This is a genomic window from Phyllobacterium trifolii (assembly GCF_014192095.1).
Taxonomy (GTDB): domain Bacteria; phylum Pseudomonadota; class Alphaproteobacteria; order Rhizobiales; family Rhizobiaceae; genus Phyllobacterium; species Phyllobacterium trifolii.
Genome location: NZ_JACHXN010000005.1, coordinates 229,735 through 255,406 on the forward strand (window position 1 = coordinate 229,735; position 25,672 = coordinate 255,406).

The window sequence follows — 25,672 nt, forward strand, 5'->3', positions numbered from 1 at the left end:
ACCTGCGAAAAGGTCGTTAGTAGAACGCTCAACTCGAATTCGCGTAACACGGACAGCCGCCAATGCAAACAAAAACGCTCAAGATTGGTACACGTGGGAGTGCACTGGCGCTCGCACAAGCCCATGAGACGCGTGACCTTCTGATAAAGGCCCACGGACTTCGCGATGAAGACATAGAAATCGTGGCCATTTCCACCAGTGGTGACCGGATACAGGATCGACCCTTGGCTGAAGTTGGCGGAAAAGGCTTGTTCACACTGGAAATCGAGGAACAGCTTGCCGACGGGCGCCTCGATCTTGCCGTGCATTCATCAAAGGATATGCCAACCGTTCTGCCACAAGGGCTGCATCTGTCGGTCTTCCTCGAACGCGAAGATCCTCGTGACGCCTTTATTGGTCGTGAGGTAAAGTCCCTCCTGGATCTGCCGAAAGGGGCTGTAGTCGGCTCCGCATCGTTGCGGCGGCGGGCGCTGATACATCGTGCACGCCCCGATCTCAAGGTCATCAATTTTCGCGGGAACGTCGAGACGCGGCTGCGCAAGCTTGCTGACGGCGAGGTGGATGCAACATTCCTTGCTTATGCTGGTTTGAAACGTCTCGGCCTTGGACATGTTGTTACCGAGCTTATGGATGCAAAAGCTTTTCCACCAGCCCCTGGACAAGGCGCAATCACGATAGAGAGCCGCATTGGTGATAATCGCGTCGATGCGCTATTAGCACCGCTCAACCACTTGCCGACCTCGACGGCGCTGGCATGCGAGCGTGCGTTCCTTGGTTCGCTCGATGGTTCCTGCCGTACGCCAATCGCCGGTCTGGCGATCGTATCGGAAGGGAGGCTTCAGTTCCATGGCATGATACTCTTGCCAGATGGCAGCGAGGTACACGAGGTTACAGGTGACGGCGCACTCTCTGACGCTGTCGAGATCGGCCAGGATGCGGCGCTGCGGGTGCGTAAACTCGCCGGACCACACTTCTTCACGGACTGGTTCTGATGATGAAAACCGTTTTGGTCACACGGCCTCGGCCGGGCGCGACCAAAACTGCCGAGCGTTTGCTTGGCAATGGCTTCCTGCCTTTGGTTTTGCCCCTGACCAAGATTGTTCAGCTTCCGGTAAAAACGCCCAGGGGAAAATTCGACGCGGTCGCGGTGACAAGTGCGAATGCGTTGCGGCAGGCACCGGACAAGATGTTGCAACCGTTCCTTTTATTGCCCTGTTTTGTTGTAGGAGAAGCGACCGCAGCTGCGGCGCGCGCCCGCGGGTTTGAAACGGTGACAACGGGAGACAGGGATGGTGCGTCGCTTGCTCAAACCATAGGTGAGGAGTTATGTGCCGGCGCCCGCGTTCTTTATGTGACAGGGCGCGTTCGCGCGTCGGATTTTGAGCATGCTCTCCGTACATTAGGTATGCATTTTAAGCCAGTGATGACCTACGATACTGTTTTAGTCAGTTATACGACTGAGTTTCTGCTAGAATTTTTCGGCAAGGGTAAGATCGATTATTGCCTCCTGTATTCTCGTTGGGGCGCTGAAGAGTTCTTGCGTCTGATAAGCCAGATGGAAATCGCCCATCATTTTGATAACACATCGATTTTCTGCCTCTCCCCTCGTGTTGCGAACGCTCTGGCTGCAGTGAACAAGGCATTAATCCATGTAGCAAACAGGCCGGATGAGGATGCTCTCTTCGACCTTCTGCAGCAGGCACAGGATTCTCCCCGCTTACCGCAATGAATACGTGTGGTTTCGCAACCGCAACTTCCTTGCTAACTTCGGGTCACGAGAAGTCTGAGAGCGAGATTCAATATGATCGAATCTCGCTCTAAGTTCAGGAAAGTCTGCCCATGGCCAAATCATCCGTTCCGCGTCATTCGAAGTCTGCTCGCAAACCTGTGACAATCGAACTGGCACCATTGGCAGTCAACAAGACTGCGTCCAGCGCAGGTGGCGTACCGCAGCCCGAACCGGTCGGCTTCGACCCAACCGCTAACGCGAAGGTAAATGCGGCGGAAAAGTCAAAGGAAACGCCGGGCGTTGAGCCGCGCGGATATGCGCCACCGAGTTCGGGCTTTTCGGACACCGGGCAGTCATTTGGGCGAACGAATTCTCAATCGACCGCTTCGCGACCAACGGTGTCGTCCTCCCGATCAAAGCCAAATGACCCATTGGGCCGCTTTGTAGCAGGAATCATTGGGGGCATTGTCGCTCTTGTCGGTGCTGCGACCCTGCAATGGGCAGGTGTCCTGCCATCGCCAAAGGCGGATACTTCGGCGATCGAGCAGCAAGTACCTGAATTACGAAATGCGCGACCAGCGGCTCAGACGCTGGATGAAGGTGCGCAGGTGGCGCTTAACGGCGCGGTAGAGAACGCCAAACAGGCTGCAAGCCAGGTCTCTGGTCTTTCCGCGGAGCTTGTCGCAATCAAGCAAAGTATTGCGGATATTCAGAAAAATGCTGGCTCCGGCTCAGTCGTCGATACGAGTGGCATTGACACGCGTCTTGCTGCTCTGGAGACCCGGCTGAGTAACAGCCAGCAGCAGGTGGAGCAGGCTGGTGGGGCCGCTGCGGGCGCTACAGAACGGTTGAATGCTTTGGAGGCGAAAGTCAACGACCCCACGGGGCAGGCCAATATGGCGCTTGCCATGGCAGCAACGGGGATGAAAGCCGCTATCGATCGCGGCGAACCGTTCGCGGCCGAATTGGATACTTACGTCGCGGTTGCGCCTGCAGCGGGAGAGGTCGAGAGCCTCCGCGAGTTTGCTGCGAAAGGCATTCCGACGCTCAACGCGCTGGTCAGCCAATTCGCGGACGTCGCTCCCAAAATCATTGCAAGCGCTCATACGGTCGATCCCAATGCCGGGGTGGTCGATCGCTTGTGGGCAAGCGCGAGCAGCTTGGTGCAGGCGCGTCCGGTCGGGATGGTGGAGGGCGAGGGCGTCGATGCAATCACGGCACGGATCGAAGCGCATTTGAATGCAGGCGACCTTGGTGCCGCCATTGCCGAATGGGAGAAACTGCCGGAGAATGCCAAGGCTGTTTCCATGGATTTCGCCAATGCGATGAAGGCCCGGCAAAAGGCCGGGGACGTCGTGTCGAAGGCCTTGTCCGATGCCTTGACCGGCATCAAGTCACCAGCAGCGGCTAACTAGGAGCAAGATCATGATTCGTATTCTGTTCTTCCTTCTTGTCGTTCTATTGCTCGGTGTCGGTTTCGCGTGGCTTGCAGATCGGCCCGGCGATCTGGTCGTTACCCTTGCCGGCATGCAGTACAAAGTCACGCTGATGGTGGCAGCTTCTGCGATCGTCGCGATCGTCGCCGCAGTCATGCTGACCTGGTGGATTGTCAAAAGCCTCGTTACGTCGCCATACGCGCTGCGCCGTCATTTCCGTGCGCGCAAACGCGATCGGGGCTACCAGTCGCTGTCGACCGGACTGATCGCAGCAGGTGCTGGTGATGGCGAGACCGCACGCAGGATGATCAAACAGGCAGAAAAGCTGCTGAACGTCGATCAGGAGCCGCTGATCAAACTGCTTGATGCCCAGTCCGCCATGCTCGAAGGGCGCGCCGAGGATGCGCGGGCAAAATTCGAAGCCATGCTCGAAGATCCAGAAACGAAGCTCCTCGGGTTGCGGGGGCTTTACCTTGAAGCGCAGCGCCTTGGCGCACGCGATGCTTCAAGGCACTACGCGGAAGAAGCCGCTTTGCTGGCCCCTAATGTCGAATGGGCAGCGTCGGCGGCTCTTGGCCAGAAAACCACCCATGGCGACTGGGACGGAGCGCTCCTGCTGCTCGAAAAGCAAAAAGCGACCAAGCGGGTCGACAAGGAGAAGGCCAAGCGCGAGCGCGCGGTGCTCTTGACAGCGAAGGCAATCGAAACCTTCGAAAGTGACCCGGCAAGCGCCAAATCGACCGCCATAGAGGCGAACAAGTTGGCGCCTGATCTCATACCAGCTGCGATCATCGCCGCAAAAACGTTGTTCAGCCAAGGCGACTTGCGCAAAGGATCGAAAGTTTTGGAATATAGCTGGAAGAAGCAACCTCATCCGGAAGTTGCTGAAACCTATGTGCACGCGCGGCTTGGCGATTCGGTGTTGGATCGCCTCAAGCGCGCCCGTCATCTGGCGTCGCTCTATCCGCATCACCCTGAGTCGAGCCTCGCCATCGCCCAGGCCGCGCTGGCTGCAGGCGAATTAAGGGAGGCGAGAGAAGCAGCGGAAGCGGTGCTCCGCAGCGCACCGCGCGAGAGCGCATATCTACTGCTTGCCGACATCGAAGAAGCGCAAACCGGCGATCAAGGCCGCGTCCGGCAGTGGCTGTCGCGTGCTGTCAAGGCGCCGCGCGATCCCGCCTGGACAGCCGATGGCTACGTTTCGGAACGCTGGGCGCCGGCATCTCCCGTGACTGGCAGGCTCGACGTCTTCGAATGGAAGGTTCCTGTTGAACAACTTGGCCCGGTGATCGATTCCGGCGATGATTTCGACAGGGCGTTGGCAACAGAACCAGTGCGACCACGCGACGAAGTGAAGCCGCTCATACCGGTCAGGCCGGTCGTTCTGGAAGCGGAGCAGCCAGTTTTGAAGGAAGATCGCGGCCAAGCGGATGTTGTGGATGCTGAAATCGTGCAACTTGAGCCACCGGAAAAGCCTACGGAACGGCCGGTCTCAAAGCTCACAGAAACGGTCAATCCGGAGAGAATAGCTTCCGTTTTGCCTGCATTTCCGGAAAAGTCACTGAAATCCAAGGAAAAGGATGAGGAATTCGTTTTTCCTGTGCCGGATGACCCAGGCGTGCGGCCTGAAGATGGAGCGGAGCGAAACAAGAAGTTCAGGCTTTTCTAATCATCGAAACGTGATGGCTGCGGCCGTCTTTGCGGCAAGATGTACAGTGGTTTAGGTGTATGAACAGCGATATGGGTGGATGAGTACCATCTTGATAGACGCGAAAGATCTCCCTTTATGCTCGATAGTCTTGTGACGTTTTTCAAATCCTTGCCGTCGGGTGACAACAGCAAGGAGCATTTTTCAAAAAAAGATCCGCGTCTTGCGGCAGCCGCCTTGCTGTTCCATGTGATGGATGCAGACGGTGACCGCGGCAAGGTGGAACGCAAGCGCGTTTCACAGCTGATTTCCGAGGCCTATGGCTTGAAAGGCGAGGCGCTGAAGCGCTTGCTTGACGAGGGCGAACAGGCGGATCAGGAGGCAGTTGACCTTTACAGTTTCACCAGCATCATCAAGCGCAATCTTGACGAAGAGGCGCGCATCAGATTCATTGAGCTGATGTGGGATGTCGTTTTTGCCGATGGTAGCGCGCATGAGCTGGAAGATAATGTCGTCTGGCGTGTCGCGGAACTGATCGGCGTATCGACACGCGACCGGGTGACCATGAAACGACAGGCGGCGGTTCGCGCAAAACAGACGGTACAAGAGGAATAGGCCGAGCGAATGTACCAAACTGGATGGATGGAAAGCGGACAGTCGCATCGTCCCAAGATCCTGACGGTGCTGCACCAGGAGCGTTCCAGTCCCGGCCGGGTCGGCCATCTACTGCTCGAAGCCGGGTTTGCTCTCGACATTCGCCGGCCGCCCCTTGGAGATACATTGCCCGAAACGCTGGAAGACCATGCAGGAGCCGTCATTTTTGGCGGCCCGATGAGCGCCAATGATTCGGAAGACTTTGTACGTGCAGAAACCGATTGGCTGGCTATACCACTCGCAGAAGACAAGCCCTTTCTCGGCATTTGCCTGGGCGCGCAGATGCTTGCCAACCATTTGGGCGGTCGTGTCGCGCCCCATCCGGACGGCCTTGTCGAAATCGGCTGGTATCCGCTTGAGCCGACGGAAGCCGGTCGCGCTTTGATGGACTGGCCGTCAATGGTTTATCATTTCCATCGCGAAGGTTTTGAATTGCCGCAGACTGCAACCTTACTGGCGACGGGCAGCTCCTACCCCAACCAGGCGTTCCGGTATGGCAAGAATGCCTGGGGCGTCCAGTTCCATGCGGAGCTGACACGGGCGATGATGCATCGTTGGGTTGTACGAGGTGCGGAACGCTTCACCTTATGTGGCGCCCAGCAGGGCCGCGATCACCTCGATGGGCGGATGATCTATGATGCAGTGCTCAGGGCCTGGTTGCACCGCTTCCTTGCGACGATTTTTGGGGCACCTGTATCGGCTTGAGCTAATTAGGTCCTGCCCTGCAAATTCCGCGCTTTGCGCAATTGCGGGAACCAATAGGCCCAAAGGCCGGCAACGGCCACTGTTCCAAGGCCACCAAAGACAACGGCGGGCACCGTACCAATCAGCGAAGCCATGACGCCAGCTCGGAATTCGCCCAGTTCATTGGATGCGCCGACAAAAACCATGTTGACGGCATTGACCCTGCCTCGCACATGATCCGGCGTCCACAATTGCAACAGCGTCTCGCGGATATAGACGCTGATCATGTCAGCCGCACCCATCAAGGCAAGCACTACGATCGACAACCATGCAATGTCGGAAATGCCAAACATGACCGTAAGCAATCCGAAGAGCGCGACGAATGCGAACATGATCATTCCAGCATGATCGCGAATGGGATGCCCGGTCAACCAGACCGCCGTCACAATGGCACCGATACCCGGTGCAGCCCTCAGCATGCCAAGGCCCCACGGGCCGAGCTGCAAGATGTCGCGCGCATAAACCGGCAGAAGCGCCACGGCTCCGCCGAGCAGCACAGCAAACAGATCAAGCGAAATCGCGCCAAGAACCACCTTCTCTTTCCAGATGTAGTGGAAGCCGGCCAGTAAAGTTTGAAGCGATCTTGTTTCGTGCAGGGTATGCTGGGCGGGTTTTGCGATGGAGAAAGTGCTCAGGGTCGCGATGACAAGCATCGCGGAGGCGACGCCGTAGGCCGCGACAGGAGAAAGACCATAGAGCAGACCCCCGGCGACCGGTCCGACGATCGTTGCAATTTGCCATGCCGAGGAGTTCCAGGACACAGCGTTGGAAAACGTCTCCGCCGGCACAAGATTAACGACCAGCGATGAGGAAGCAGGTCCGAGGAAGGCTCTGCCAACACCAAATCCCGCGAGGATGATGAACACCAATGCCGGCGTAAACAGGTGGGTTATCGTCAACAGCAGCAGCAGAGCCGCGCAGATTACCTCGACGCACAACGAAAGCCCCATAATCAATCGTCGCCCGAACCGGTCGGAAGCTGCGCCGGTAATGAGCACGAGCAGCAGCGATGGCGCGAATTGCACAAGCCCAACGATGCCCAGATAAAAGGGGTCGCGTGTCAGATCATAGATCTGCCAGCCGACGGATACGCTGATGATCTGGATGGCAAATGAGCCAAAGAAGCGTGCCAGCCAATAGCGGGTAAAGGACGAATGGCGAAACGCGGCATAACGATCATGCGCAGCATTCGTTTCGGAGATGGTCATTTCGTTGAAAGGCTCCGGAATCGGGAGCTTTCTTCTAGACCAGTTTAGGGTGAATGGGGATAAGGAAAATCAGAAATATTATGAGAGAGGGAAAGCAAATGGGCCGGCCCGAACCGGCCCATTTTGGTTTAAGCCGCGTTTACAGCTGCAGTAACAGAAGCGTCTGAATCTTTGCTGAGCAAGGATTTCCAGATGATTGCGCCGAGTACCGCGCCAATGAGCGGGGCGACCCAGAACAGCCAGAGTTGGCCAAGCGCGGCGGTTTCTGCGAAAAGGGCGACGCCGGTGGAACGAGCCGGATTGACGGAGGTATTTGTCACCGGAATCGAAACTAGATGGATCAGCGTCAGGCCGAGACCAATGGGGATTGGTGCAAACCCAGCCGGAACGGAAGCCGAGGTTGCACCAAGAATGATCATGATGAAGAAGGCAGTGAACACGATTTCTGTGACAAGTGCGGCGACCAAGCCATACTTGCCGGGCGAAAGATCACCATAACCGTTGGAAGCGAAGCCGCCGGCGGTGAAGTCGGCCTTGCCGGATGCAATCAGATAAAGGACGGCAGCTGCAACAATCGCACCAACAACTTGCGCGATCCAGTAGGGAATGAGATCCTTGAAGTCGAAACGTCCCGCAACGGCGAGACCGAGCGAAACAGCGGGATTGAAATGGCCGCCGGAAATTCCGCCGACCGCATAGGCCATGGTTAGAACCGTAAGACCAAACGCAAAGGCAACACCAAGCAAACCAATACCGACATCGGGAAATGCAGCGGCAATAACGGCACTGCCGCAACCGCCGAGGACAAGCCAGAATGTGCCGAAGAACTCGGCCGACAGTTTATTGAGCATGGAAACCCCCTTGGATGAAAAGCGGGCCGGGATAGCCCGAATCACGACGCAAATTTATTCCGGTTTTTTAAATTCAACAATATCGGTCAAGATCAAGCCATCGTAATACCTTAGGTGCATGCGACGCCTTGAATAGTCGGGCCATGAATACTGTCACAATAATATTTGGAGAGGGGCTGTCCTGTGTCTGCTCCATCGCAACCTCTTGCTCGCGGGCCAGCCAATCGCTACATGTCGTGGAAATCTTAGGAGACCTGTATGCTCGCCCTTATCCGCACCATCGATCTGGCTCTCGACATTTACACGTGGATTCTCATTGCCAGTGCGATCTTCTCATGGCTCTATGCCTTCAACGTAATCAATTCGAGTAACCGGTTCGTCGCCTCGATAGGAGATTTTCTCTATCGCGTCACCGAGCCTGCGCTGCGACCCATTCGCCGCTTTCTTCCTGACCTCGGCGGCATCGATATTTCCCCGATCGTACTTTTGTTGATCATATTCTTCATTCGCCAGTTTCTCTGGACCACGATCGCACCGATTCTGGTTTGACCAGAAAGCCATCGCATTTCCGTACGGAGCGTAACGGCGTCACTCTCTTTGTGCGGCTGACGCCGAAATCGGCAAGGGACGCGATTGAAGGTGTGGAAGAGACTGATGACGGGCGCTTCCACCTGAAAGCACGGGTGCGCGCGGTTCCTGAAGACGGAAAGGCCAATGCAGCGCTGGTAAACTTGCTGGCAAAGCAGTTGGGTCTTGCAGCGCGAGATGTAACGATTGCTGCAGGAGCAACGTCGCGGCTGAAGCAGGTAAGAATTTCGGGCGATCCTGACGAACTGGCTTTGAAGCTTGCCGTTCTCGAACCGCCCAAATATTGATCGATCAGGCCTTCTTGGCGTTATGGCGTTCGATTGCTTCGGTGATGAGCTGGCGGGCGGCATCTTCATCGCCCCAATCTCCTATCTTCACCCATTTGCCGGGTTCCAGATCCTTGTAGTGCTCGAAGAAATGCTGGATCTGTTTGAGCGTGATGTCGGGAAGATCGGTGTAGTTGTGCACCTTCTCGTACCGTAGCGTCAGGTGAGGCGAGGGAACGGCAATGATCTTTTCGTCCTGTCCCTTATTGTCTTCCATGACGAGGACACCGATCGGACGGACATTGATCACACTTGTAGGCATCAATGCGCGCGTATTGCAGATCAATACATCGATGGGGTCGCCATCATCCGACAACGTATGCGGCACGAAACCGTAATTGCCCGGATAGGTCATGGGCGTGTGCAGGAAGCGATCGACGAACAACGCGCCCGAATCCTTATCAAGCTCGTATTTGATCGGTTGACCGCCGACCGGGACCTCGATGATAACGTTTACATCTTCAGGGGGATTGTTGCCGACGGCAATGGCATCGATGCGCATATTTTCAGAGTCCTTATGAGTATGGAAATCCTGTACTGATTTTTATACCGCGGCGCAACAATGCCGTCGCCCTTACGTAAGGAAAACGATTGATAGGCTTATTGAGCGCGAATGGCAAAACACAACTCTGCATTTGAGCCGCGAAGGAATATCCTGGTCTAGACCAGGATCAATTCCAGACAAAAGCAACCTTCTTGAGGGTCTTGCCATCGAAACACTCGACACCCTCGGCGACATCGCGGCCGCCGGCGCTCTGGTAGAATGAAATCGCGAGATCATTGTCCTCGAGCGCCCAGATCACCATACCCTTCAGGCCTTGATCGGCGAGACTGCGGCGAGCGGCGCCCAGGAGGCGAGTACCCAGACCGAAGCCCTGATATTCCGGCCTGACGTAGAGTTCGTAAATTTCACCCCTTTGCTGTAACTGGCGGGCGCGGTTTGGCCCAAGCGTCGCGTAACCGGCAACGATGCCGCCAACATCGGCTACAAGGATCTGTGTCGAGCGCTGGATTGCCTTTGCCCACCAATTGGCGCCGCGTCGCTCCAACATGTTGTTGAGCGCGCGGTGGGGTATGATACCTGCATATGCGCCTTTCCAGGCAGCCAGATGAATGGCTGAAATCGCCACTGCATCGGCCATATGCGCCCGTCTTATCTCGATCACATGGGTGTTCATGGTCCTTTAACCATAGACCCGCAACGCGCGAGTTCGCAACATCCAAAAAAGCGTTTTGGGCATGCATGAAAACAAAAGCGGCGAAGATCGCCGCTTTTGTCTCACGCAGAACATCGATGGTTAGGCAGCGCCTGCAGTCTTGCTGCTCTTTTCGAAACGTTTGCGTTCGTTTGGATCGAGGTAAAGCTTGCGCAGACGAATTGATTTCGGAGTTACTTCCATCAGCTCGTCGTCCTGAATCCAGGCAAGAGCACGTTCCAGTGTCATCCGGATCGGCGGGGTCAACTTGACAGCTTCATCCTTGCCTGCAGCACGAATGTTGGTCAGCTTTTTACCTTTGAGGATGTTCACTTCAAGATCGTTGTCGCGCGAATGGATGCCGATGATCATGCCGGCATAGACCTTTATGCCAGCCTCGATAATCATTGCGCCGCGATCTTCAAGGTTCCACATGGCGAAAGCTACGGACTCTCCCTGATCGTTGGAGATCAAAACGCCATTGGTACGGCCGGCGATTTCACCCTTGAAAGGCTCGTAGGCACGGAAAAGGCGATTCATGATCGCGGTGCCGCGCGTATCGGTCAAAAGCTCCGACTGGTAGCCGATAAGTCCGCGTGTCGGCGCATAGAATACCATGCGAACGCGATTACCACCGGATGGACGAAGCTCGACCATTTCAGCCTTACGTTCGGACATCTTCTGGACAACGGTGCCGGAATATTCCTCGTCGACGTCAATCAGCACTTCTTCGATGGGCTCGAGCAAAGTGCCGGAGTCGTCTCTTTTCAAAACGACGCGAGGGCGCGATATGCTAAGTTCAAAACCCTCACGGCGCATGTTTTCAATGAGAACCGCGAGTTGTAATTCGCCGCGACCCGAAACGAAGAACGAATCCTTGTCGTCGGATTCCTCGACCTTCAGCGCAACATTGCCTTCAGCTTCCTTCATCAGGCGGTCGCGAATGACGCGACTTGTAACCTTGTCGCCCTCAGTGCCAGCCAGCGGACTGTCGTTGACAATGAAGGACATGGTAACAGTCGGAGGGTCGATCGGCTGTGCATGCAGGGCTTCGGTCACTTCGAGCGCGCAGAATGTGTCGGCGACGGTGCCTTTCTGCAGGCCTGCGATAGCGACGATGTCACCGGCGTGTGCTTCTTCGATCGGCTGTCGCTCAAGACCGCGGAACGCCAGGATCTTCGAGATACGGCCCGTCTCAAGCTGGGTGCCATCGCCATGCAAGACTTTGACCTGCTGGTTCGACTTGACGGTACCAGAATGAATGCGGCCGGTGATGATGCGGCCAAGGAATGGATCGGCTTCAAGGATGGTGCCGATCATCTTGAATGGACCTTCACCGACGGTGGGCGCTGGGACGTGATCAAGAACCATGTCAAACAGCGCTGCCAGGCCCTGATCCTTCGGACCTTCCGGGCTCGTCGCCATCCAGCCGTTACGGCCGGAGCCGTAAAGAATTGGAAAATCAAGCTGTTCGTCCGTAGCGTCAAGAGCGGCGAAGAGGTCGAAAACTTCGTTCACGACTTCTTCGTGGCGGGCGTCGGGACGATCGATCTTGTTGATCGCTACGATTGGACGAAGGCCAACTTTCAAAGCTTTACCAACGACGAACTTCGTCTGCGGCATGGGGCCTTCGGCAGCATCGACGAGAACGATAGCGCCGTCCACCATCGACAGAATACGTTCGACTTCGCCGCCGAAATCAGCGTGGCCTGGGGTATCGACAATATTGATACGTGTATCTTTCCAGATGACTGAGGTCGCTTTGGCAAGGATGGTGATCCCGCGCTCGCGCTCTATGTCATTGGAATCCATCATCCTTTCGCCGACCCGCTGATTGTCGCGGAAATTGCCCGACTGTTTCAAAAGTTCGTCAACGAGCGTGGTTTTGCCATGGTCAACGTGTGCGATGATCGCGATGTTGCGCAGTTTCATAAGGTTCTCTTTTGGAGGATTGTGGACGCCATCTGAGCTGCGCCGCTTTACATTTGCGCGCTCCATACATGTTTTTTCGCAAATGCGAAAGGGGGCAAAGCGTTTTGGCCTGCATGGCTGCCATGCAGGCCAAAAGTTTTAAAGCAATGTTCCCGACAGGATTATCAAGGCGATACTGAAGTAAATCACCAATCCGGTAACATCGACGAGCGTTGCCACGAACGGCGCCGAGGCGCTCGCGGGATCGAAGCCGAGCTTTTGCATGGCGAACGGCAGCATGGATCCGGCCAGCGAGCCGAATGTCACAATTCCGATCAACGCCGTGCCGACGGTTGCAGCGACAAGCGGCCAGTGCGGACCATAATCATAGAGACCCAACATTTGCCACGTCGCAATCCGAACCACCCCGATCAGCCCGAGGAACGAGCCGAGCACGAGGCCCGTCGGAATTTCGCGCAACGCAACCCGCCACCAATCCTTCAACCGCAATTCCTGCAACGCCAGGGCGCGGATCAGCAAAGACGTGGCTTGAGAGCCGGAATTGCCGCCGGAACTCATGATAAGCGGGATAAAAAGGGTCAAAACGACTGCTTTCTCCAATTCCCCTTCAAAATGCTGCATGGCGCTGGCGGTCAGCATTTCGCTCAAGAACAGCACGCCGAGCCAACCGGCGCGTTTGCGCAGCATCTGAACGAAACCGATTTGCATGTAGGGCTTGTTCAAAGCCTCCATGCCGCCGAACTTCAGCGTATCCTCGGTCATCTCCTGGGTCATGGCGTCGATCACGTCATCGACGGTGACAATACCGATGATCTGGTCGCCGTCATTTACCACCGGGACCGCAAGGAGATCATGCTTGCGAAAGAGCCGTGCCACGTCTTCCTGATCGGTTAGCGGGGCAACGGTCACGGGGGCGACGTCGCGACCAACACTCATGATCGAAGCGTCCGGTTCGCTGGTGATCAGGCGGCGCAGGGTTACGACCCGCAACAGATTTTTTGCTGCGGGATCAGTAACATAGATGGCATAAATGGTCTCCCTGGACCGCTCCACTTCGCGAATATGCTGCAGCGTTTGCGCGGCGGTCCAGTTAGACGGAACGCTGACGAATTCGGTCGTCATCAGGCTGCCCGCCGTATGCGGCGGATAGCGCAGGAGCTTGCGCAATGCGGCCGTCGTTTCGGGCCCGAGGCCGACAACAAGTCGGGCCCGGCTCTCCGTATCGAACTCATGAAAGATGTCGGTGACACGGTCGATGGACATTGCGTCAAGGAGTTGCCGTGCGGTCTCGGCCGGCAATCCCTTTATGATACCGGCCGCGTCATGCAACTCCGGCTGATCCAGGATCAGGACGGCGTGCTCGTGCGGCATGTCGGCAAGAATCTCAATAGATTCAGATAGTTCGAGCTCATTAAGAAGCTCGATCGCATCCGCAGCATGCATGGTTGCAAGCTGTTCTGCGAGGGTCAGCACGGGTGCCAGCTCGGCATTGTCCGCACCTGTGGGAAAGCGAAGATCGTTCATTTTAGCTCGCCTTTCTGTCGATCCGCCGTCACAGGGGATCGAGGCGAGCTGATCTCAGATCAGGCCACGATCGCCGTTGACGGCGCAAACAATCGACTACTACTGTCGTCGCTGGGCATGAGAGATTTAACTCCGGTTGAAGATATACAGACTTGTGGACACAGGTCCGCACGATCTGCATTTGGTCCTGTCGAAGGCCAAAGTCAAGTCTTTTGATTTGCTGCAAAAAACACAACTTCGTGCAACTAAATTTCGCGCTCCGATTGATAAACATGCGCCGGAATCGGCGATTGTTGTGTGGGTTTTGCTAACTCTTATGCAAGATTCGACTCATCTTGCGCCAAAAGCGCAGCGGTATCGCGATCGTGGGTTCAAAGTCTCACGATGAAGGGCATCATTCCGGTTACAGCTCCTTCACCCGCGCATTTTCCGGGTCATACAGTGGCTCCAGATGGACTTCAGCAGCGTAACGTTCATTGGCGACGATGAGCTCGTATTTGCCCTCGGTGAGGAAAGCATCGCTGAGATCATCGGCGTTGCGCACATAGCCCAGACCGATCGGACTATCGACCGTGTAGCCATAGCCGCCGCTGGTGAGATAGCCGACCGGCTCGCCATTGCGCAGGATGGTTTCACGGCCGAGCAGCACGACATCCTTGTCCACGACTGTGAACGTTACGAGGCGCTTTTTGAGCGAAGCGGCATGGATGGCCTCGCTCGCCTGCCGTCCGACGAATTGGGTGTCTTTGCGCAGTTTCACCGCCCAGCCGAGCCCAGCCTCGAAAGGTGAGTCATTCGGGGTGATGTCGGAACCCCAGGCGCGGTAGCCCTTCTCCAGACGCAGGGATTCGAGTGCCCGATAGCCGACCGGCCTGATGCCAAATTCTTTGCCGGCTAGCATCAGGGCATCAAAGGCCTCGCCGGTTGCGGCAATCGGTACATGCAACTCCCAGCCGAGTTCGCCGACATAGGTGATACGCAGGGCGCGAACGGTTGTCCCTGCGATCTCGATCTCGCGAACATGGCCAAAAGGGAAGGTGTTGTTGCTGACGTCGGCGTTGGTGACCTCGGCTAGCACGTCGCGTGCCTTCGGCCCCATCAGCGAAAGGGTACCGAAGTCCTCGGTTACGTCGGTGAGTTTCACATCGAGGTCTTTGCCGATGTGATCCCGGATCCAGGCGAAGTCATGGGTGCGAAAGCCGGTGCCGGTGACAATGTAGAAGCGGTCGTCGGACAGCCGCGCAACGGTCAGGTCGCACTCAATGCCTCCGCGCGTATTCAGGAGCTGCGTATAGGTCAGGCGGCCTGATGGTTTTGACACATCATTGGCGCAGATGGCGTCGAGCGCCGTTGCGGCGTCCCTGCCGGTCAGTTCGAACTTGGCGAAGGAAGATTGATCGAAGATGCCGACCTTGTCGCGCACGTGCCGGTGTTCTTCCCCAACCGCATTGAACCAGTTCTGGCGGCCCATGGAATAGACGTCTTCCGCGGGCATCCCTTCGGGTGCAAACCAGTTCGGCCGCTCCCATCCAAGCTTGGAGCCGAACATGGCGCGATGTTGCTTCAAGCGCTCATAGAGCGGCGAGACGATGGCGGGGCGCCCGGACAGATATTCCTCGTGCGGAAAGCCGACCGTGTAGTGCTTGCCATAGGCCTCGAGGGTCCTGTCACGCACCCAATCCCGATTGCGGTGGAGATTGGAGAAGCGCCTGATATCGACGGTCCAGAGGTCGAGCGGTGCTTCTCCATCGATGGCCCATTGTGCCAATACCCAGCCCGCGCCGCCGCCGGAGGCGATGCCAAACGCGTTGAAGCCGGCTCCAACGAACATGTTGGAACATTCCGGCGCGACGCCGAGGATGAAATTGCCGTCGGGCGTAAAGCTCTCCGGGCCATTGATCATCTGCTTGACGCCAACGGTTTCCAGCGCGGGGACACGTTCGATCGCAGCGAGCATATGCTGCTCGAAATGATCAAAATCATCATCGAACAGGCGGAATTGCCAGTCATTCGGCACATCGCCAGTCATCCAACTCTGTGGATTGGGCTCGTAGCCGCCCATGACCAGCCCGCCGACTTCTTCCTTAAAGTAAGTGCGGCGGTCCGGATCGCGGATCGTCGGCGCATTGGATGAAAGCCCGTCGATCTTTTCGGTGATGATGTATTGATGCTTCACCGGCTGCAGCGGCACATTGATGCCCGCCATCTCACCCACCTGCCGCGCCCATTGGCCGGCGCAATTGACGACTTTTTCGCAGGCAATGTCGCCCTGATCGGTCTTGACCTTGACGATCCGGTCGCCATTCATCTCGAAGCCGGTGACGCGTACGTTCTCGATCAGTTTTGCGCCATGCATGCGGGCGCCGCGCGCCAGTGATTGGGTGATGTCAGAAGGGCTGGCCTGCCCGTCGGTTGGCAACCAGCTCGCGCCAACGAGATCATCGACACGCATCAGCGGGAACATGGCCTTGACCTCCTGCGGGGAGAGGAGCTGCATTTCCATGCCGAAACTTCCCGCAGTGGTTGCGAGGCGGCGGAACTCGGTCCAGCGGTCCTGATTGGTGGCAAGGCGCAGACAGCCGGTCATTTTCCAGCCCGTCGCAAGGCCGGTTTCCTCATCGAGACGTTTGTAGAGATCGACGGAATATTTGAGGATGCGGGTAATCGACGCGGAGGAACGCAATTGCCCGACCAGCCCCGCCGCGTGCCATGTCGAGCCGGAGGTCAATTGCCCCATCTCCAGCAATACCACGTCGGCCTTGTGATCCTTGGCCAGATGATAGGCCGTCGAGCAGCCGATGATCCCGCCGCCAATGACGACGATCTGGGCATGGGAGGGGAGGGTCATAATAATATCGTCTCTCTATGAAAGGCAGTTTTTCCTGACACTTGTTGGCAGAAGGCACCGCCTCCTACCCTCCCCCTTGTGGGGAGGGAGGCTGCGCAGCAGCAGGGAGGGGCTTTTTGATCCGAGCCTGTGCGTGCCGCGAATAAGGTTTTGTTAGTCAAGAAAGAACCCCTCCCCGTCGCTTTGCTCCTACCCTCCCCACAAGGGGGAGGGTAGGAGGCGGTGCCTTCTGCACGAGCGGATAAACTTGCCCTATTTTCCATAGCTTGACCTATATTGATCGAGCGCCTGATCAAGCTTCGATAAATTCTCGGTAGTATAAGCGACGTAGTCAACGCCCGGTGCGTCGAGGTAGAGCTCGGAAACCATGCTCCACATGGCTTCGCGTAGCAGTGAGGCACATTGCATGGCGGCATGGGCGCGCTTGAGTTCGCGGTCAGGGGCACCTTGAAAATAGGCGGCAAGCAGGGCTTCGGATTCGTCTTCGCTTAATCCCGCATTGGAGGCAAGGCCCGCAAGATCGAACATCGAAGTCGAAAATCCCGCATATTCGAAATCGATCAGCCAGAGGCGGTTGCCATCATCGAGTATATTGGCGGGCAAGAGATCGTTGTGGCTGAAGATGATTGGCAACGGCCGTTGCGCGGCTTCCATTTCCACCGCGATGGCAAGATAGGTGGCAAGGTGCGGTACCATGCGGCTGTTGCCCGCCTTCAGCGTGCGGGCATAATCGCGGATGACATGGAACACCCAGAACATGAAACCGGGCCCGAGAATATGTTCGGGCATCGTCGTGTGGAATTGCCGGATCATATGCGCGACGCGTGAAATATTGGCGCGAACATCGCTTGCGGAGTAGGTGTGCGCTCCGAGGAACGCGGTGACCATGACGCCGTCGCCCGCGTGGAACAGTTCGGGAGCAAAACCGGCGCGATGGGCCGCCTCGGCGGTCATCGCCTCGCGGTCGCGAAACACATGGTGAAATGGATAGTCCCTGCCGAAGCGAACGACATATTTGCGACTGTCATCCTCGACGACATAGCTCTCGTTGCTAATGCCGCCCTTCAAAAGAGCAATATGAATATCGCCCTGCCAGAGTGGCAGAGCGGCAATGCGTTCTTTGACTGCGGAAGAGATTGCAGAAGTTGCTGTCATCGGCTGACAAATACGTGGTTCGACAGACTCACCATGACGGAGTTGGTCTGCTGAAGGAGGGTTGTGGGCTCTCCAAGAACAGGAATCCGTCTGTGGCAAAGACTTCTGTTTCGCACCCCCATAACTGCTTTTTGATTATTTGCAGGGATACTACCCCTCATGATGAGCCTGTCGAACCACGTATTTATCTAATAATGTGACTTTCCACCTTTATTTCACCTATGTCAACACGTTTTTGTGGTGATTTGTGGCTTTGATGACAAATTTGTGGGAATCGTGTGGTAATCTTGCGGATAATTTACTCTTGGCTAGGGTTTCGGGCATGAATTCCAAACGACACGGCGAAATAAAACGGCTGCTGCAGGACGAGGGAACCATTTCAATCGCCGATCTGGCGCAAAAACTTGGCGTATCCCTGGAAACGATCCGGCGCGACGTAAAGCCCATGACCGATGAGGGTATAATCGTCAAAATCCATGGTGCCATTGGGCTGCCGCAGCATCTGGGTGAGGCGCCTTTCGAGATACGCATGCGCGAAAACGCTCCAGCCAAGCGCATGATTGCGCAATGGGTGGCGCGGACGATCCAGGACGGCGAATCCATCATGCTGGACACTGGTACGACCACGAGTTTTCTCGCCCGCGAGTTGCTGCAGCACCGGAACCTGACGGTTATAACCAATTCATCCGATATTGCCCGAACGTTGGCAACCGTGAATGGCAACAGGGTTTTCATGGCGGGCGGTGAGTTGCGCCGGGATAGCGGAGCGGCCTTCGGCGTCTCGGCCATCGAATATGTCAATCGCTTCAGTGTCGCCCATTCTGTTATTTCCGTTGGTGCGATGGATGCGATTGGCGGCCTTACCGACTACGACCTGGAAGAGGCGGAATTTGCCCGTACGGTATTGTCGCGCGGTACACGTTCGATCGCCATCACAGACGCGGCGAAATTCGGCAAGCGTGGCCTGGTTCAGGTCTGTGGTTTTGGCGGGTTCGGTGAACTGGTGACCGACCACGAACCGCCGGCCGACATCATGCAGGCGCTGCATGCGGCGGGTACGGTTGTGAATATTGCCGGCAGGAACGCATGAATCGGGTGGGCGTCGCACGCTGAGATGCTAGAATCACGCGCGAACCGGAGATTGATGTGATGAAGACCTTGGTACGAAAGTCCATTCAGACGCCTCTTGGACCCATGATTGCGATGGCGGGCGACGACGGGTTGTCATTGCTGGAGTTTCACGATCGGCCAGCCTTGCCGGTGGAGGTCGAGGAGCTCGAAAAACGCTATGGCTATTCCATAGAACCTGGCCACAATGCCGTGCTTGAGCAGATCGAGGCCGAGCTCGCTGATTATTTTGCCGGCAAGCTCACCGGGTTCGAAACACCGCTCGTGCTGCCGGGGATGGCATTTCAGCGGCAGATATGGTCGACCCTCCATGCTATCCCTTATGGGGAAACACGCACATATGGCGGCATAGCCCGGGATCTCGGCAAGCCGGGTTCGAGCCGTGCCGTGGGTGCAGCCAATGGGCAAAACAGGGTTGCAATCGTCGTACCGTGCCACCGCGTCATTGGCGCGGATGGCTCGCTGACCGGTTATGGCGGCGGGCAGCGGCGCAAGCGCTTCCTGCTCGACCTTGAACACCGGATATTCGCCGGCATGGCCGGGCGGCCGGTGTTCCATCCGGTCACCGCGCAGGGAAGCTTTCTCTAGCTCTTCGTTTTTGCACAATTCCGGACGGAAAACCGCTTCACACTTTTCCTGGAATTGCTCTAAACAATCAACCCTGTGCTGAACTGCGGTTCATGCAAAAGCCTGTCCAGCAGCAGCAATCCCTGTTCGAGACGCGGACGATCCGGCGCGGCGCCAAGTGAGACGCGAACCGCCTCGTCGGACGAGGTTCCAACGCTGAAGGCGGGTGCCGCCACGATGCCAAGTCCGGAACGGCGGGCAAGTGCGGCGAATCCGGGGGCATTCCAGTGCTTGGGAAGGGTCAGCCAAAGATGATGGCCTGCCGGCTCGGCGGCGTATTTCCAATCCTTGAGAATGACTGCAGCAAGTGATTGCCGCGCGCGGCTTTCTTCCCGTATGGCGGATGCGATCTGCCGCAGCGTGCCGTTTTCGATCCAGCTTGTCGTCAGGGCCGCCAATAGCGGCGACGCACCGGGATTGCTGGCGCGCAGGGAAGATGTGAGCTTCAACACATCCAGCGCTGAGGGACAGGCCACAAAGGCGACACGCAGGGCCGGCGTTGCGCATTTCGACAGAGTTGCGATGTGCCAGGTAATCTCCGGCGCCAAGGACGCAAGAGCCGGCAGCGGCTCGTCCAGAAGTTCCGCATAGGGATCGTCTTCGATAATTGCGACTCTGTATCGGCGGGCGATTTCGGCGATCTCCTGCCGGCGTTTCAGCGGCATGGTGGCCGTGGTCGGATTGTCGATGGATGGAACGATGTAAAGCGCCTTGGGTGCATGGTCCCGGCAGCATTGTTCGAACGCCTGAGGCAATATGCCGAACTGATCCATGGCAAGCGGATAAAGTGCGATCCCGAGAGTCGCGGCGATGGATTTGAGACCCGGATAGGTGTGGGCGCCGGCGCAAATGGCACCATTGGCGGCCACGAGACTGCAAATGGCGAAGAGCGCACTTTGCGCACCGCCAGCAACGAGGACGCTGTCGGGTGAAAGCGCATGGCCAAAACGCAACGTCAGCCATTGCGCGGCGGCATGCCGCGCGGCTTCGGTCCCGGTAATCTCCTGATAGGAAAGAAACCGGCTGGAGGGTCCGGCCAGCAACGCGCTGATACCTTCGGCGATCCGCTCCGGCAAACGGGCCTCGGCCGGTTGCGGCGGGATATTCATGCTGAGGTCGAGTTCGGCTGCCGGGGGGGCCGCTCTCACTACAGCTTGTTGCTTCACGAATGTACCCAAACCGGTTCTGGCCTCGATCAGATCGAGACGACGCGCCTCGTTCAGCGCACGCGTAACTGTGGTAAGATCGACGCCAAGCTGGCGCGCGATCTCCCGTTGCGGCGGCAGCGCATCGCCTGAGGTCAGCAGGCGAGCGGCGATATCGGCATTCAAGGCATCGACGATACCTTGATGCTTGTATCTCGACGTGGCAGCGATGCGGGGCTTCCAGAGGGTCATGGGGCGACTCATTGTATGGGCATTGATCCATACAATTACAGGCGTAATCGAGCGATAGCAAGCCGAATTGTCGCTGGTAGGACGAATTCTCTTTTATTGTTTCCCTACAAGGAGTATGTATTTGGCGTAAAATTTCCGGTTGTATGGATGTTGGTTTCAAAGGCCATACAGTTGCAATCGGGTCGAAAGGCAAGATCATGGCACATGTTCACTATCATCCTACTGAAAACCCGATGAAAACCGGGATTCTGGGACGCTGTCCGCGATGCCAGCAGGGGCACCTGTTCAATGGCTTTCTTAAACTGGCGCCATCCTGCGAGGTTTGCGAGCTGGACTATTCCTTTGCCGATCCGGCGGACGGGCCGGCTTTCTTCGCCATGACGATCGTTGCTGTCCCAGCTCTGGTATTCGCACTGTGGCTGCAGACGACGTATGAAGTGCCGATCTGGGTGCATCTCATCACGACGCTGCCGTTGACGCTTGTGGGTAGTCTGCTGCTTCTGCGGCCTCTGAAGGGCTGGCTGGTCTGCTCGCAATATTTCCACAAGGCCGAAGAAGGCAAGCTTGTGCGCAAGGGCGATATCTGAGGGATTGCCCCTGCGCAATCTCGATCAGGCGTTGGCGCCGCCATCGATGGTGAGCGATGCGCCTGTGATAAAGCGGCCTTCGTCGCCCGCAAGGAACGCTACCAGACCGGCGATATCGCTCGCCTCTCCGAACTTCGGAATCGCCATACGGGCGCGCTGGCCATCAGCATGATCGCCATTGGCGGGATTCATGTCCGTATCGGTCGAGCCGGGGTGGACGATGTTGGCTGTGATTTCGCTCGGGCCTAGATCACGTGCCAGCGCCTTGGTCAGCCCTATCAGGGCGGCCTTGCTGGTTGAATAGGCGATGAGGCCGGGGAACGGCACGATCTCGGCGAGATTGCTGCCGATGTTGATGATACGCCCGCCCGCGCCCATCAGCGCCGCTGCTGCCTTCGCGGCGACGAAACTCGCGCGGACGTGGATGGACATGACGCGGTCGAACTCCTCGAGCGCCAATGTATCGACAGTATCCATCGAGTAGACGCCGGCGTTGTTGACGAGAATATCCAGCCTGCCAAACCTGGCGTGGGTCTCGCTGACTGCCGCTTCGATGGCAGCTGCATCGAGATTGTCGGCCTGAAACGCGATGGCGCGACGGCCCAGCTTCTCGATTGCCTTGACGGTGTCCCCAGCCTTCAAAGCGGCACTCGTATAGGTAATGGCGATATCAGCGCCATCCTCGGCCAATTTCAGTGCAATCGCTGCGCCCATGCCGCGGCTTCCGCCGGTGATGAAGGCAACTCTATTTTCAAGACGTGACATCATATTTCCTTTTTGTAGTGATCGATACATAACGCAATGTCACGCTTGCGAACCGGCGTCAAGTGATTTATGTATTAATCGATACAGAAAGGAATTCGTGATGTCTCCGAAGGGTCGTCCCCGTGCATTCGACCGCGATGCAGCGCTTGAACGCGCCATGCGGGTCTTTTGGCAGAAAGGCTATGACACTGCGTCCATGGCGGATCTGACGCAAGCGATGCACATCAATGCGCCCAGCCTCTACGCCGCATTTGGCAGCAAGGCGGAGTTGTTCAGGGAGGCGGTTGAACTCTATACGAACAAGATTGGCCAGCGCATCAAACATTCATTGCCGACAGCAACGACTGCAAAGGAGGGCGTCGCGGATTTTCTCATGCAGACGGCCATCTCCCATACTGATCCAGGCCAGCCGCATGGTTGCATGGTGGTGATGGGCGCGCTGCATGGCGATGAGGGTCCCGGTACGCCGTCATCGCTGCTGAAGGAGCGCCGCCTCGACAACGTGACACAGTTACGCCAACGGCTGGCGCGCGCCGTGCGAGAAGGAGAACTTTCAGAGACTGTCGATATCCAGCAGGTGGCGGAATTCTACGCGACTGTACAACACGGCATGTCGATCACAGCGCGCGATGGCGCCACACTCGAGCAATTGAAGAAGACCGCCGATGCTGCCATGGCGGCCTGGGGCGGGTTGACTTCACCCTGATGGGCATCTGCCTCATCAGGCTGAAATTTACATGCACACTCGCCGATCACCGCATCAGATCGAACGAACAGGATCGAGCGTTACCTTGTAAAGTTCGGCATCGTCGCGATCCATCAGCCTTACGGTCATCTGTTCGCTTGCCGCATCGATATCGACGAGACCGAAGAATTGCAGGCCGGCCGAGGGTGGCAGGTTCTGACCTTGCTCGGGCGTTGGCGCCTTGATGAACTTGAGTTCCGGCCCGAAGGTCTGATCGAGATCATTGGGGCCGAAGGTGCCGGCATGAATGGGGCCCGAAACGAATTCCCAAAACGGCTCGAAATCCTGGAACTGCGCCTTGTCCGGATTGTAATAGTGCGCTGCCGTGTAATGCACATCTGCTGTGAACCAGACGGTATTCCGGATACCGGCGGATTTGATGAAGCGCAGCAGATCGGCAATCTCGAGCTCCCGGCCCTTCGCTGGGCCGTTGTCGCCATTGGCAACAGCTTCCGCGCCCTTCTTTGCGGTCGCATTGTCCCACACCACCAGACCGAGCGGCATGTCCGCAGCAATGACCTTCCAGGTCGCGCGGGAATTCAACAGTTCGCGCTTCAGCCAGCGCACCTGGTTCGCGCCAAGAATGGACGATTCCGGCGTGATCGTATCTTCCATATCCGGACCATTCGGACCGCGATAGGAACGCAAGTCGAGGAAGAAGACATCAAGCAGCGGGCCATAGGCGATCTTGCGATAAACGCGTCCAGGTTCAGCAGGCGTGTAGCGGATCGGGGTCATTTCGTGAAAGGCCCGCGCGGCCCGGGCCGACAGGAGCGCGATGGACTTTTCTGTGTAGCGATCGTCGGCGGTGAGGTCCTTGGAGGAAGACCAGTTGTTGAGCACTTCGTGGTCGTCCCACTGGAGGAAAGTCGGGCAGATTGCATTCAGGGCGCGGACGTGATCGTCGAGCATGTTGTATTTCCACTGGCCGCGATATTCGTCCAGCGTCTCTGCCACCTTGCGCTTTTCATCGGTGATGATGCGGTTTTTCCACTTGCTCCCGTCCTTCAACGTCGTTTCTTCCACCAGAGGACCGTCAGCATAGATCGTATCGCCCGAGTGCAGGAAGAAATCGGGGGTGTGGCTGGCGATAGTCGCGTAGGTCTTCATGCCGGTCTCGTCGATACCCCAGCCTTGACCCACCGTATCGCCCGACCAGGCAAAACGGATATTGCGCTTTGCCGTCGGGGCGGTTTTGAAATGGCCGACAATCGGTTCTGAAACAGCATTGAGGTCGCTGAGATCAACTGCAGTCAGGCGGTAAAAAATATCCTGATCCGAGACGAGATCGGTGAGCAACTGCTTTACTGCAAGGTCGCTGTCCGGGAAGGCATTGAGCGGCGGTAACGAATAGGCGTTGGCAAAGCTCTCCGTGGTGGAAACTTCGATATTGACCCGCGCTGGCCTGTCGGTTCGCGTCCAGATCATGCCCGTCGTCGCGTCGACGTCACCCGACTGAACGCCATGCGTGAAAACGGGTCGCGCATTCGCGCGTGAATAGGATGGGAGGGCAAGACCTGCCGCTGCGGTCAGTGCAACGGCTCCCGATGAAGCGAGGAAGTTGCGGCGCGTGAACGAAGCCGATCTGCTCATAGTGGTCTCTCCGGGCTGGCTGACGCATGACCCCAAACCGCAAAGGGTCCGGGAGGATTATGCGCCAATTCAAAGTGGCTGGCTGCGTCTTCTTTGCGCGGAGAACGTTTCAGTTTTTTTGCAGTTCTGTGAAGTTTGCTCAAAAACAAAAACGGGCGGCAAAAGCCACCCGTTTCGTCGTCAACAGCAGAAGCTGATGATCAGCTTGCAGTTTCTTCGGCCGCAGCTTCTTCGGCAGGGGCAGCAGCTGCTTCAGCGGCGGCAGCCTTTTCAGCCTCAGCGGCGGCGGCAGCAGCTTCCGCATCAGCAATGACCTTGGCCTTTGCATCTTCTTCAGCCTGCTTGGCCATGGCAACGCGTTCCTGTGCCTTCTTGCCCGGCAATGCCTTTTCAGGATTGCTGCGGGTGTCGCGCTTGGCGATACCGGCCTGATCGAGGAAGCGAAGAACGCGGTCCGTTGGCTGTGCGCCGTGACCGATCCAGTAATTGATGCGGTCGGCATCGAGCTTGACGCGCTCGCCATCCTTGGGAAGCATCGGATTCCACGAACCGACGTTTTCGATGAAACGGCCATCGCGCGGCGAACGCACGTCAGCAATGACGACGTGGTAATAAGGGCGCTTCTTCGACCCTGCACGGGCCAGACGGATTTTCAGTGACATTGGTATTCTCCTTGGTAGTTGGGTTAGGCGCCGTTTTCCTTGGCGGCTGTTGTTTCGTGATGCCTGATCACTTCCTTGACGATGAAGTTCAGGAACTTCTCGGCAAAATCGGGGTCCAGATCTGAATCCAGCGCGAGTGAGCGCAGACGTTCGACCTGTAGTTTTTCACGGCCCGGGTCAGCGGGTGCGAGGCCATTCTTCGCCTTCAAAACGCCCACTGCCTTGGTGCAGCGGAAACGTTCGGCGAGCATGTGGATCAACGCTGCATCGATGTTGTCGATGGAAGCGCGCAATTGAAGTAGTTCCTTGGGGAGCGAGGAGGACGACAT

General features: G+C 57.1%; 25 protein-coding genes. 12 read left to right on the forward strand and 13 right to left on the reverse strand.

Annotated features, from left to right (window positions below; genetic code table 11):
* The first annotated feature begins 62 nt into the window (after positions 1-62).
* From hemC to FHS21_RS10045, 6 genes are all read left to right on the forward strand, one after another.
* Positions 63-992, forward strand: coding sequence for a hydroxymethylbilane synthase (gene hemC, locus FHS21_RS10020; protein WP_183661799.1), 930 nt, complete (start codon positions 63-65; stop codon positions 990-992).
* Positions 992-1,729, forward strand: coding sequence for a uroporphyrinogen-III synthase (locus FHS21_RS10025; RefSeq protein ID WP_183661801.1), 738 nt, complete (start codon positions 992-994; stop codon positions 1,727-1,729). Before hemC ends, FHS21_RS10025 begins: the two co-directional genes overlap by 1 nt.
* Positions 1,730-1,839: 110 nt before the next feature.
* A complete protein-coding gene (locus FHS21_RS10030) occupies positions 1,840-3,144 on the forward strand; it encodes a COG4223 family protein (RefSeq protein WP_183661803.1) in 1,305 nt (434 codons plus the stop codon).
* A 10-nt stretch (positions 3,145-3,154) separates the two neighbouring features.
* Entirely contained in the window at positions 3,155-4,834 is a 1,680-nt protein-coding gene (locus tag FHS21_RS10035; RefSeq protein WP_183661805.1) for a heme biosynthesis protein HemY, read from the forward strand.
* 117 nt (positions 4,835-4,951) lie between these two features.
* Positions 4,952-5,428, forward strand: coding sequence for a tellurite resistance TerB family protein (locus FHS21_RS10040; RefSeq protein WP_112525128.1), 477 nt, complete (start codon positions 4,952-4,954; stop codon positions 5,426-5,428).
* Between the two features lie 9 nt (positions 5,429-5,437).
* Positions 5,438-6,172, forward strand: a complete 735-nt coding sequence (locus FHS21_RS10045) for a glutamine amidotransferase (RefSeq protein ID WP_183661807.1) — start codon at positions 5,438-5,440, stop codon at positions 6,170-6,172.
* 5 nt (positions 6,173-6,177) lie between these two features.
* Here FHS21_RS10045 and FHS21_RS10050 read toward each other — a convergent pair whose 3' ends face one another.
* Positions 6,178-7,419 carry an MFS transporter gene (locus FHS21_RS10050; protein ID WP_112525132.1) on the reverse strand — a complete coding sequence of 414 codons (1,242 nt, stop codon included), beginning with the start codon at positions 7,417-7,419 and terminating at the stop codon, positions 6,178-6,180.
* Positions 7,420-7,547: 128 nt separating this feature from the next.
* Positions 7,548-8,270: an aquaporin Z gene (gene aqpZ, locus FHS21_RS10055; RefSeq protein WP_112525230.1), complete on the reverse strand. Its 723-nt coding sequence runs from the start codon at positions 8,268-8,270 to the stop codon at positions 7,548-7,550.
* Positions 8,271-8,528: 258 nt separating this feature from the next.
* On the opposite strand from aqpZ, the gene FHS21_RS10060 reads away from it, so the two are divergent.
* Positions 8,529-8,819: a YggT family protein gene (locus FHS21_RS10060; protein WP_112525134.1), complete on the forward strand. Its 291-nt coding sequence runs from the start codon at positions 8,529-8,531 to the stop codon at positions 8,817-8,819.
* Positions 8,816-9,145 (forward strand): DUF167 family protein, encoded by a 330-nt coding sequence (locus FHS21_RS10065; RefSeq protein WP_112525136.1) that lies wholly within the window; start codon positions 8,816-8,818, stop codon positions 9,143-9,145. The genes FHS21_RS10060 and FHS21_RS10065 overlap by 4 nt, the downstream gene beginning before the upstream one ends.
* Positions 9,146-9,149: 4 nt before the next feature.
* Here FHS21_RS10065 and ppa read toward each other — a convergent pair whose 3' ends face one another.
* From ppa to FHS21_RS10095, 6 genes are all read right to left on the reverse strand, one after another.
* Complete coding sequence (ppa, locus tag FHS21_RS10070; RefSeq protein ID WP_112525138.1) at positions 9,150-9,686, reverse strand: inorganic diphosphatase; 537 nt, start codon at positions 9,684-9,686, stop codon at positions 9,150-9,152.
* A 169-nt stretch (positions 9,687-9,855) separates the two neighbouring features.
* Positions 9,856-10,362, reverse strand: a complete 507-nt coding sequence (locus FHS21_RS10075; RefSeq protein WP_112525140.1) for a GNAT family N-acetyltransferase — start codon at positions 10,360-10,362, stop codon at positions 9,856-9,858.
* A gap of 120 nt (positions 10,363-10,482) precedes the next feature.
* The gene (gene typA / locus FHS21_RS10080; RefSeq protein ID WP_112525232.1) at positions 10,483-12,312 is read right to left on the reverse strand and encodes a translational GTPase TypA; all 1,830 of its coding nucleotides are present in this window, start codon (positions 12,310-12,312) and stop codon (positions 10,483-10,485) included.
* Positions 12,313-12,450: 138 nt separating this feature from the next.
* A complete protein-coding gene (gene mgtE, locus FHS21_RS10085; RefSeq protein ID WP_183661809.1) occupies positions 12,451-13,836 on the reverse strand; it encodes a magnesium transporter in 1,386 nt (461 codons plus the stop codon).
* 403 nt (positions 13,837-14,239) lie between these two features.
* Complete coding sequence (locus FHS21_RS10090) at positions 14,240-16,684, reverse strand: GcvT family protein (protein WP_183661811.1); 2,445 nt, start codon at positions 16,682-16,684, stop codon at positions 14,240-14,242.
* A gap of 252 nt (positions 16,685-16,936) precedes the next feature.
* Positions 16,937-17,839: a choline/ethanolamine kinase family protein gene (locus tag FHS21_RS10095; protein WP_112525148.1), complete on the reverse strand. Its 903-nt coding sequence runs from the start codon at positions 17,837-17,839 to the stop codon at positions 16,937-16,939.
* A gap of 322 nt (positions 17,840-18,161) precedes the next feature.
* Between FHS21_RS10095 and FHS21_RS10100 the strand changes: the two genes are divergently transcribed.
* Both FHS21_RS10100 and FHS21_RS31170 read left to right on the forward strand, forming a co-directional pair.
* Positions 18,162-18,929, forward strand: coding sequence for a DeoR/GlpR family DNA-binding transcription regulator (locus tag FHS21_RS10100; RefSeq protein WP_112525150.1), 768 nt, complete (start codon positions 18,162-18,164; stop codon positions 18,927-18,929).
* Between the two features lie 59 nt (positions 18,930-18,988).
* Entirely contained in the window at positions 18,989-19,555 is a 567-nt protein-coding gene (locus FHS21_RS31170) for a methylated-DNA--[protein]-cysteine S-methyltransferase (protein ID WP_112525152.1), read from the forward strand.
* A gap of 59 nt (positions 19,556-19,614) precedes the next feature.
* Here the strand turns inward: FHS21_RS31170 and FHS21_RS10110 are convergent, their stop codons facing one another.
* The gene (locus FHS21_RS10110; RefSeq protein WP_183661813.1) at positions 19,615-20,991 is read right to left on the reverse strand and encodes an aminotransferase-like domain-containing protein; all 1,377 of its coding nucleotides are present in this window, start codon (positions 20,989-20,991) and stop codon (positions 19,615-19,617) included.
* A 197-nt stretch (positions 20,992-21,188) separates the two neighbouring features.
* Here FHS21_RS10110 and FHS21_RS10115 point away from each other — a divergent pair, with 197 nt between their 5' ends.
* Positions 21,189-21,578 (forward strand): DUF983 domain-containing protein, encoded by a 390-nt coding sequence (locus FHS21_RS10115; protein WP_183661816.1) that lies wholly within the window; start codon positions 21,189-21,191, stop codon positions 21,576-21,578.
* Positions 21,579-21,602: 24 nt separating this feature from the next.
* On the opposite strand, the gene FHS21_RS10120 is transcribed toward FHS21_RS10115, so the two are convergent.
* Entirely contained in the window at positions 21,603-22,343 is a 741-nt protein-coding gene (locus FHS21_RS10120) for an SDR family oxidoreductase (protein ID WP_183661881.1), read from the reverse strand.
* Between the two features lie 100 nt (positions 22,344-22,443).
* On the opposite strand from FHS21_RS10120, the gene FHS21_RS10125 reads away from it, so the two are divergent.
* Positions 22,444-23,049: a TetR/AcrR family transcriptional regulator gene (locus tag FHS21_RS10125; protein ID WP_183661818.1), complete on the forward strand. Its 606-nt coding sequence runs from the start codon at positions 22,444-22,446 to the stop codon at positions 23,047-23,049.
* A 54-nt stretch (positions 23,050-23,103) separates the two neighbouring features.
* On the opposite strand, the gene FHS21_RS10130 is transcribed toward FHS21_RS10125, so the two are convergent.
* From FHS21_RS10130 to FHS21_RS10140, 3 genes are all read right to left on the reverse strand, one after another.
* Positions 23,104-24,681 (reverse strand): alkaline phosphatase D family protein, encoded by a 1,578-nt coding sequence (locus tag FHS21_RS10130; protein WP_183661820.1) that lies wholly within the window; start codon positions 24,679-24,681, stop codon positions 23,104-23,106.
* Positions 24,682-24,881: 200 nt separating this feature from the next.
* On the reverse strand, positions 24,882-25,343 hold the full coding sequence (gene rpsP, locus FHS21_RS10135) for a 30S ribosomal protein S16 (RefSeq protein WP_112525164.1): 462 nt from the start codon (positions 25,341-25,343) through the stop codon (positions 24,882-24,884).
* 23 nt (positions 25,344-25,366) lie between these two features.
* Positions 25,367-25,672 (reverse strand): chorismate mutase, encoded by a 306-nt coding sequence (locus FHS21_RS10140; RefSeq protein WP_112525166.1) that lies wholly within the window; start codon positions 25,670-25,672, stop codon positions 25,367-25,369.

Bases quoted from the DNA above. Each gene is read 5' to 3' on its own strand.
- hemC (WP_183661799.1), top strand. From the start codon at position 63: ATGCAAACAAAAACGCTCAAGATTGGTACACGTGGGAGTGCACTGGCG.
- FHS21_RS10025 (WP_183661801.1), top strand. From the start codon at position 992: ATGATGAAAACCGTTTTGGTCACACGGCCTCGGCCGGGCGCGACCAAA.
- FHS21_RS10030 (WP_183661803.1), top strand. From the start codon at position 1,840: ATGGCCAAATCATCCGTTCCGCGTCATTCGAAGTCTGCTCGCAAACCT.
- FHS21_RS10035 (WP_183661805.1), top strand. From the start codon at position 3,155: ATGATTCGTATTCTGTTCTTCCTTCTTGTCGTTCTATTGCTCGGTGTC.
- FHS21_RS10040 (WP_112525128.1), top strand. From the start codon at position 4,952: ATGCTCGATAGTCTTGTGACGTTTTTCAAATCCTTGCCGTCGGGTGAC.
- FHS21_RS10045 (WP_183661807.1), top strand. From the start codon at position 5,438: ATGTACCAAACTGGATGGATGGAAAGCGGACAGTCGCATCGTCCCAAG.
- FHS21_RS10050 (WP_112525132.1), bottom strand. From the start codon at position 7,419: ATGACCATCTCCGAAACGAATGCTGCGCATGATCGTTATGCCGCGTTT.
- aqpZ (WP_112525230.1), bottom strand. From the start codon at position 8,270: ATGCTCAATAAACTGTCGGCCGAGTTCTTCGGCACATTCTGGCTTGTC.
- FHS21_RS10060 (WP_112525134.1), top strand. From the start codon at position 8,529: ATGCTCGCCCTTATCCGCACCATCGATCTGGCTCTCGACATTTACACG.
- ppa (WP_112525138.1), bottom strand. From the start codon at position 9,686: ATGCGCATCGATGCCATTGCCGTCGGCAACAATCCCCCTGAAGATGTA.
- FHS21_RS10075 (WP_112525140.1), bottom strand. From the start codon at position 10,362: ATGAACACCCATGTGATCGAGATAAGACGGGCGCATATGGCCGATGCA.
- typA (WP_112525232.1), bottom strand. From the start codon at position 12,312: ATGAAACTGCGCAACATCGCGATCATCGCACACGTTGACCATGGCAAA.
- mgtE (WP_183661809.1), bottom strand. From the start codon at position 13,836: ATGAACGATCTTCGCTTTCCCACAGGTGCGGACAATGCCGAGCTGGCA.
- FHS21_RS10090 (WP_183661811.1), bottom strand. From the start codon at position 16,684: ATGACCCTCCCCTCCCATGCCCAGATCGTCGTCATTGGCGGCGGGATC.
- FHS21_RS10095 (WP_112525148.1), bottom strand. From the start codon at position 17,839: ATGACAGCAACTTCTGCAATCTCTTCCGCAGTCAAAGAACGCATTGCC.
- FHS21_RS10100 (WP_112525150.1), top strand. From the start codon at position 18,162: ATGAATTCCAAACGACACGGCGAAATAAAACGGCTGCTGCAGGACGAG.
- FHS21_RS31170 (WP_112525152.1), top strand. From the start codon at position 18,989: ATGAAGACCTTGGTACGAAAGTCCATTCAGACGCCTCTTGGACCCATG.
- FHS21_RS10110 (WP_183661813.1), bottom strand. From the start codon at position 20,991: ATGACCCTCTGGAAGCCCCGCATCGCTGCCACGTCGAGATACAAGCAT.
- FHS21_RS10115 (WP_183661816.1), top strand. From the start codon at position 21,189: ATGGCACATGTTCACTATCATCCTACTGAAAACCCGATGAAAACCGGG.
- FHS21_RS10120 (WP_183661881.1), bottom strand. From the start codon at position 22,343: ATGTCACGTCTTGAAAATAGAGTTGCCTTCATCACCGGCGGAAGCCGC.
- FHS21_RS10125 (WP_183661818.1), top strand. From the start codon at position 22,444: ATGTCTCCGAAGGGTCGTCCCCGTGCATTCGACCGCGATGCAGCGCTT.
- FHS21_RS10130 (WP_183661820.1), bottom strand. From the start codon at position 24,681: ATGAGCAGATCGGCTTCGTTCACGCGCCGCAACTTCCTCGCTTCATCG.
- rpsP (WP_112525164.1), bottom strand. From the start codon at position 25,343: ATGTCACTGAAAATCCGTCTGGCCCGTGCAGGGTCGAAGAAGCGCCCT.
- FHS21_RS10140 (WP_112525166.1), bottom strand. From the start codon at position 25,672: ATGTCGTCCTCCTCGCTCCCCAAGGAACTACTTCAATTGCGCGCTTCC.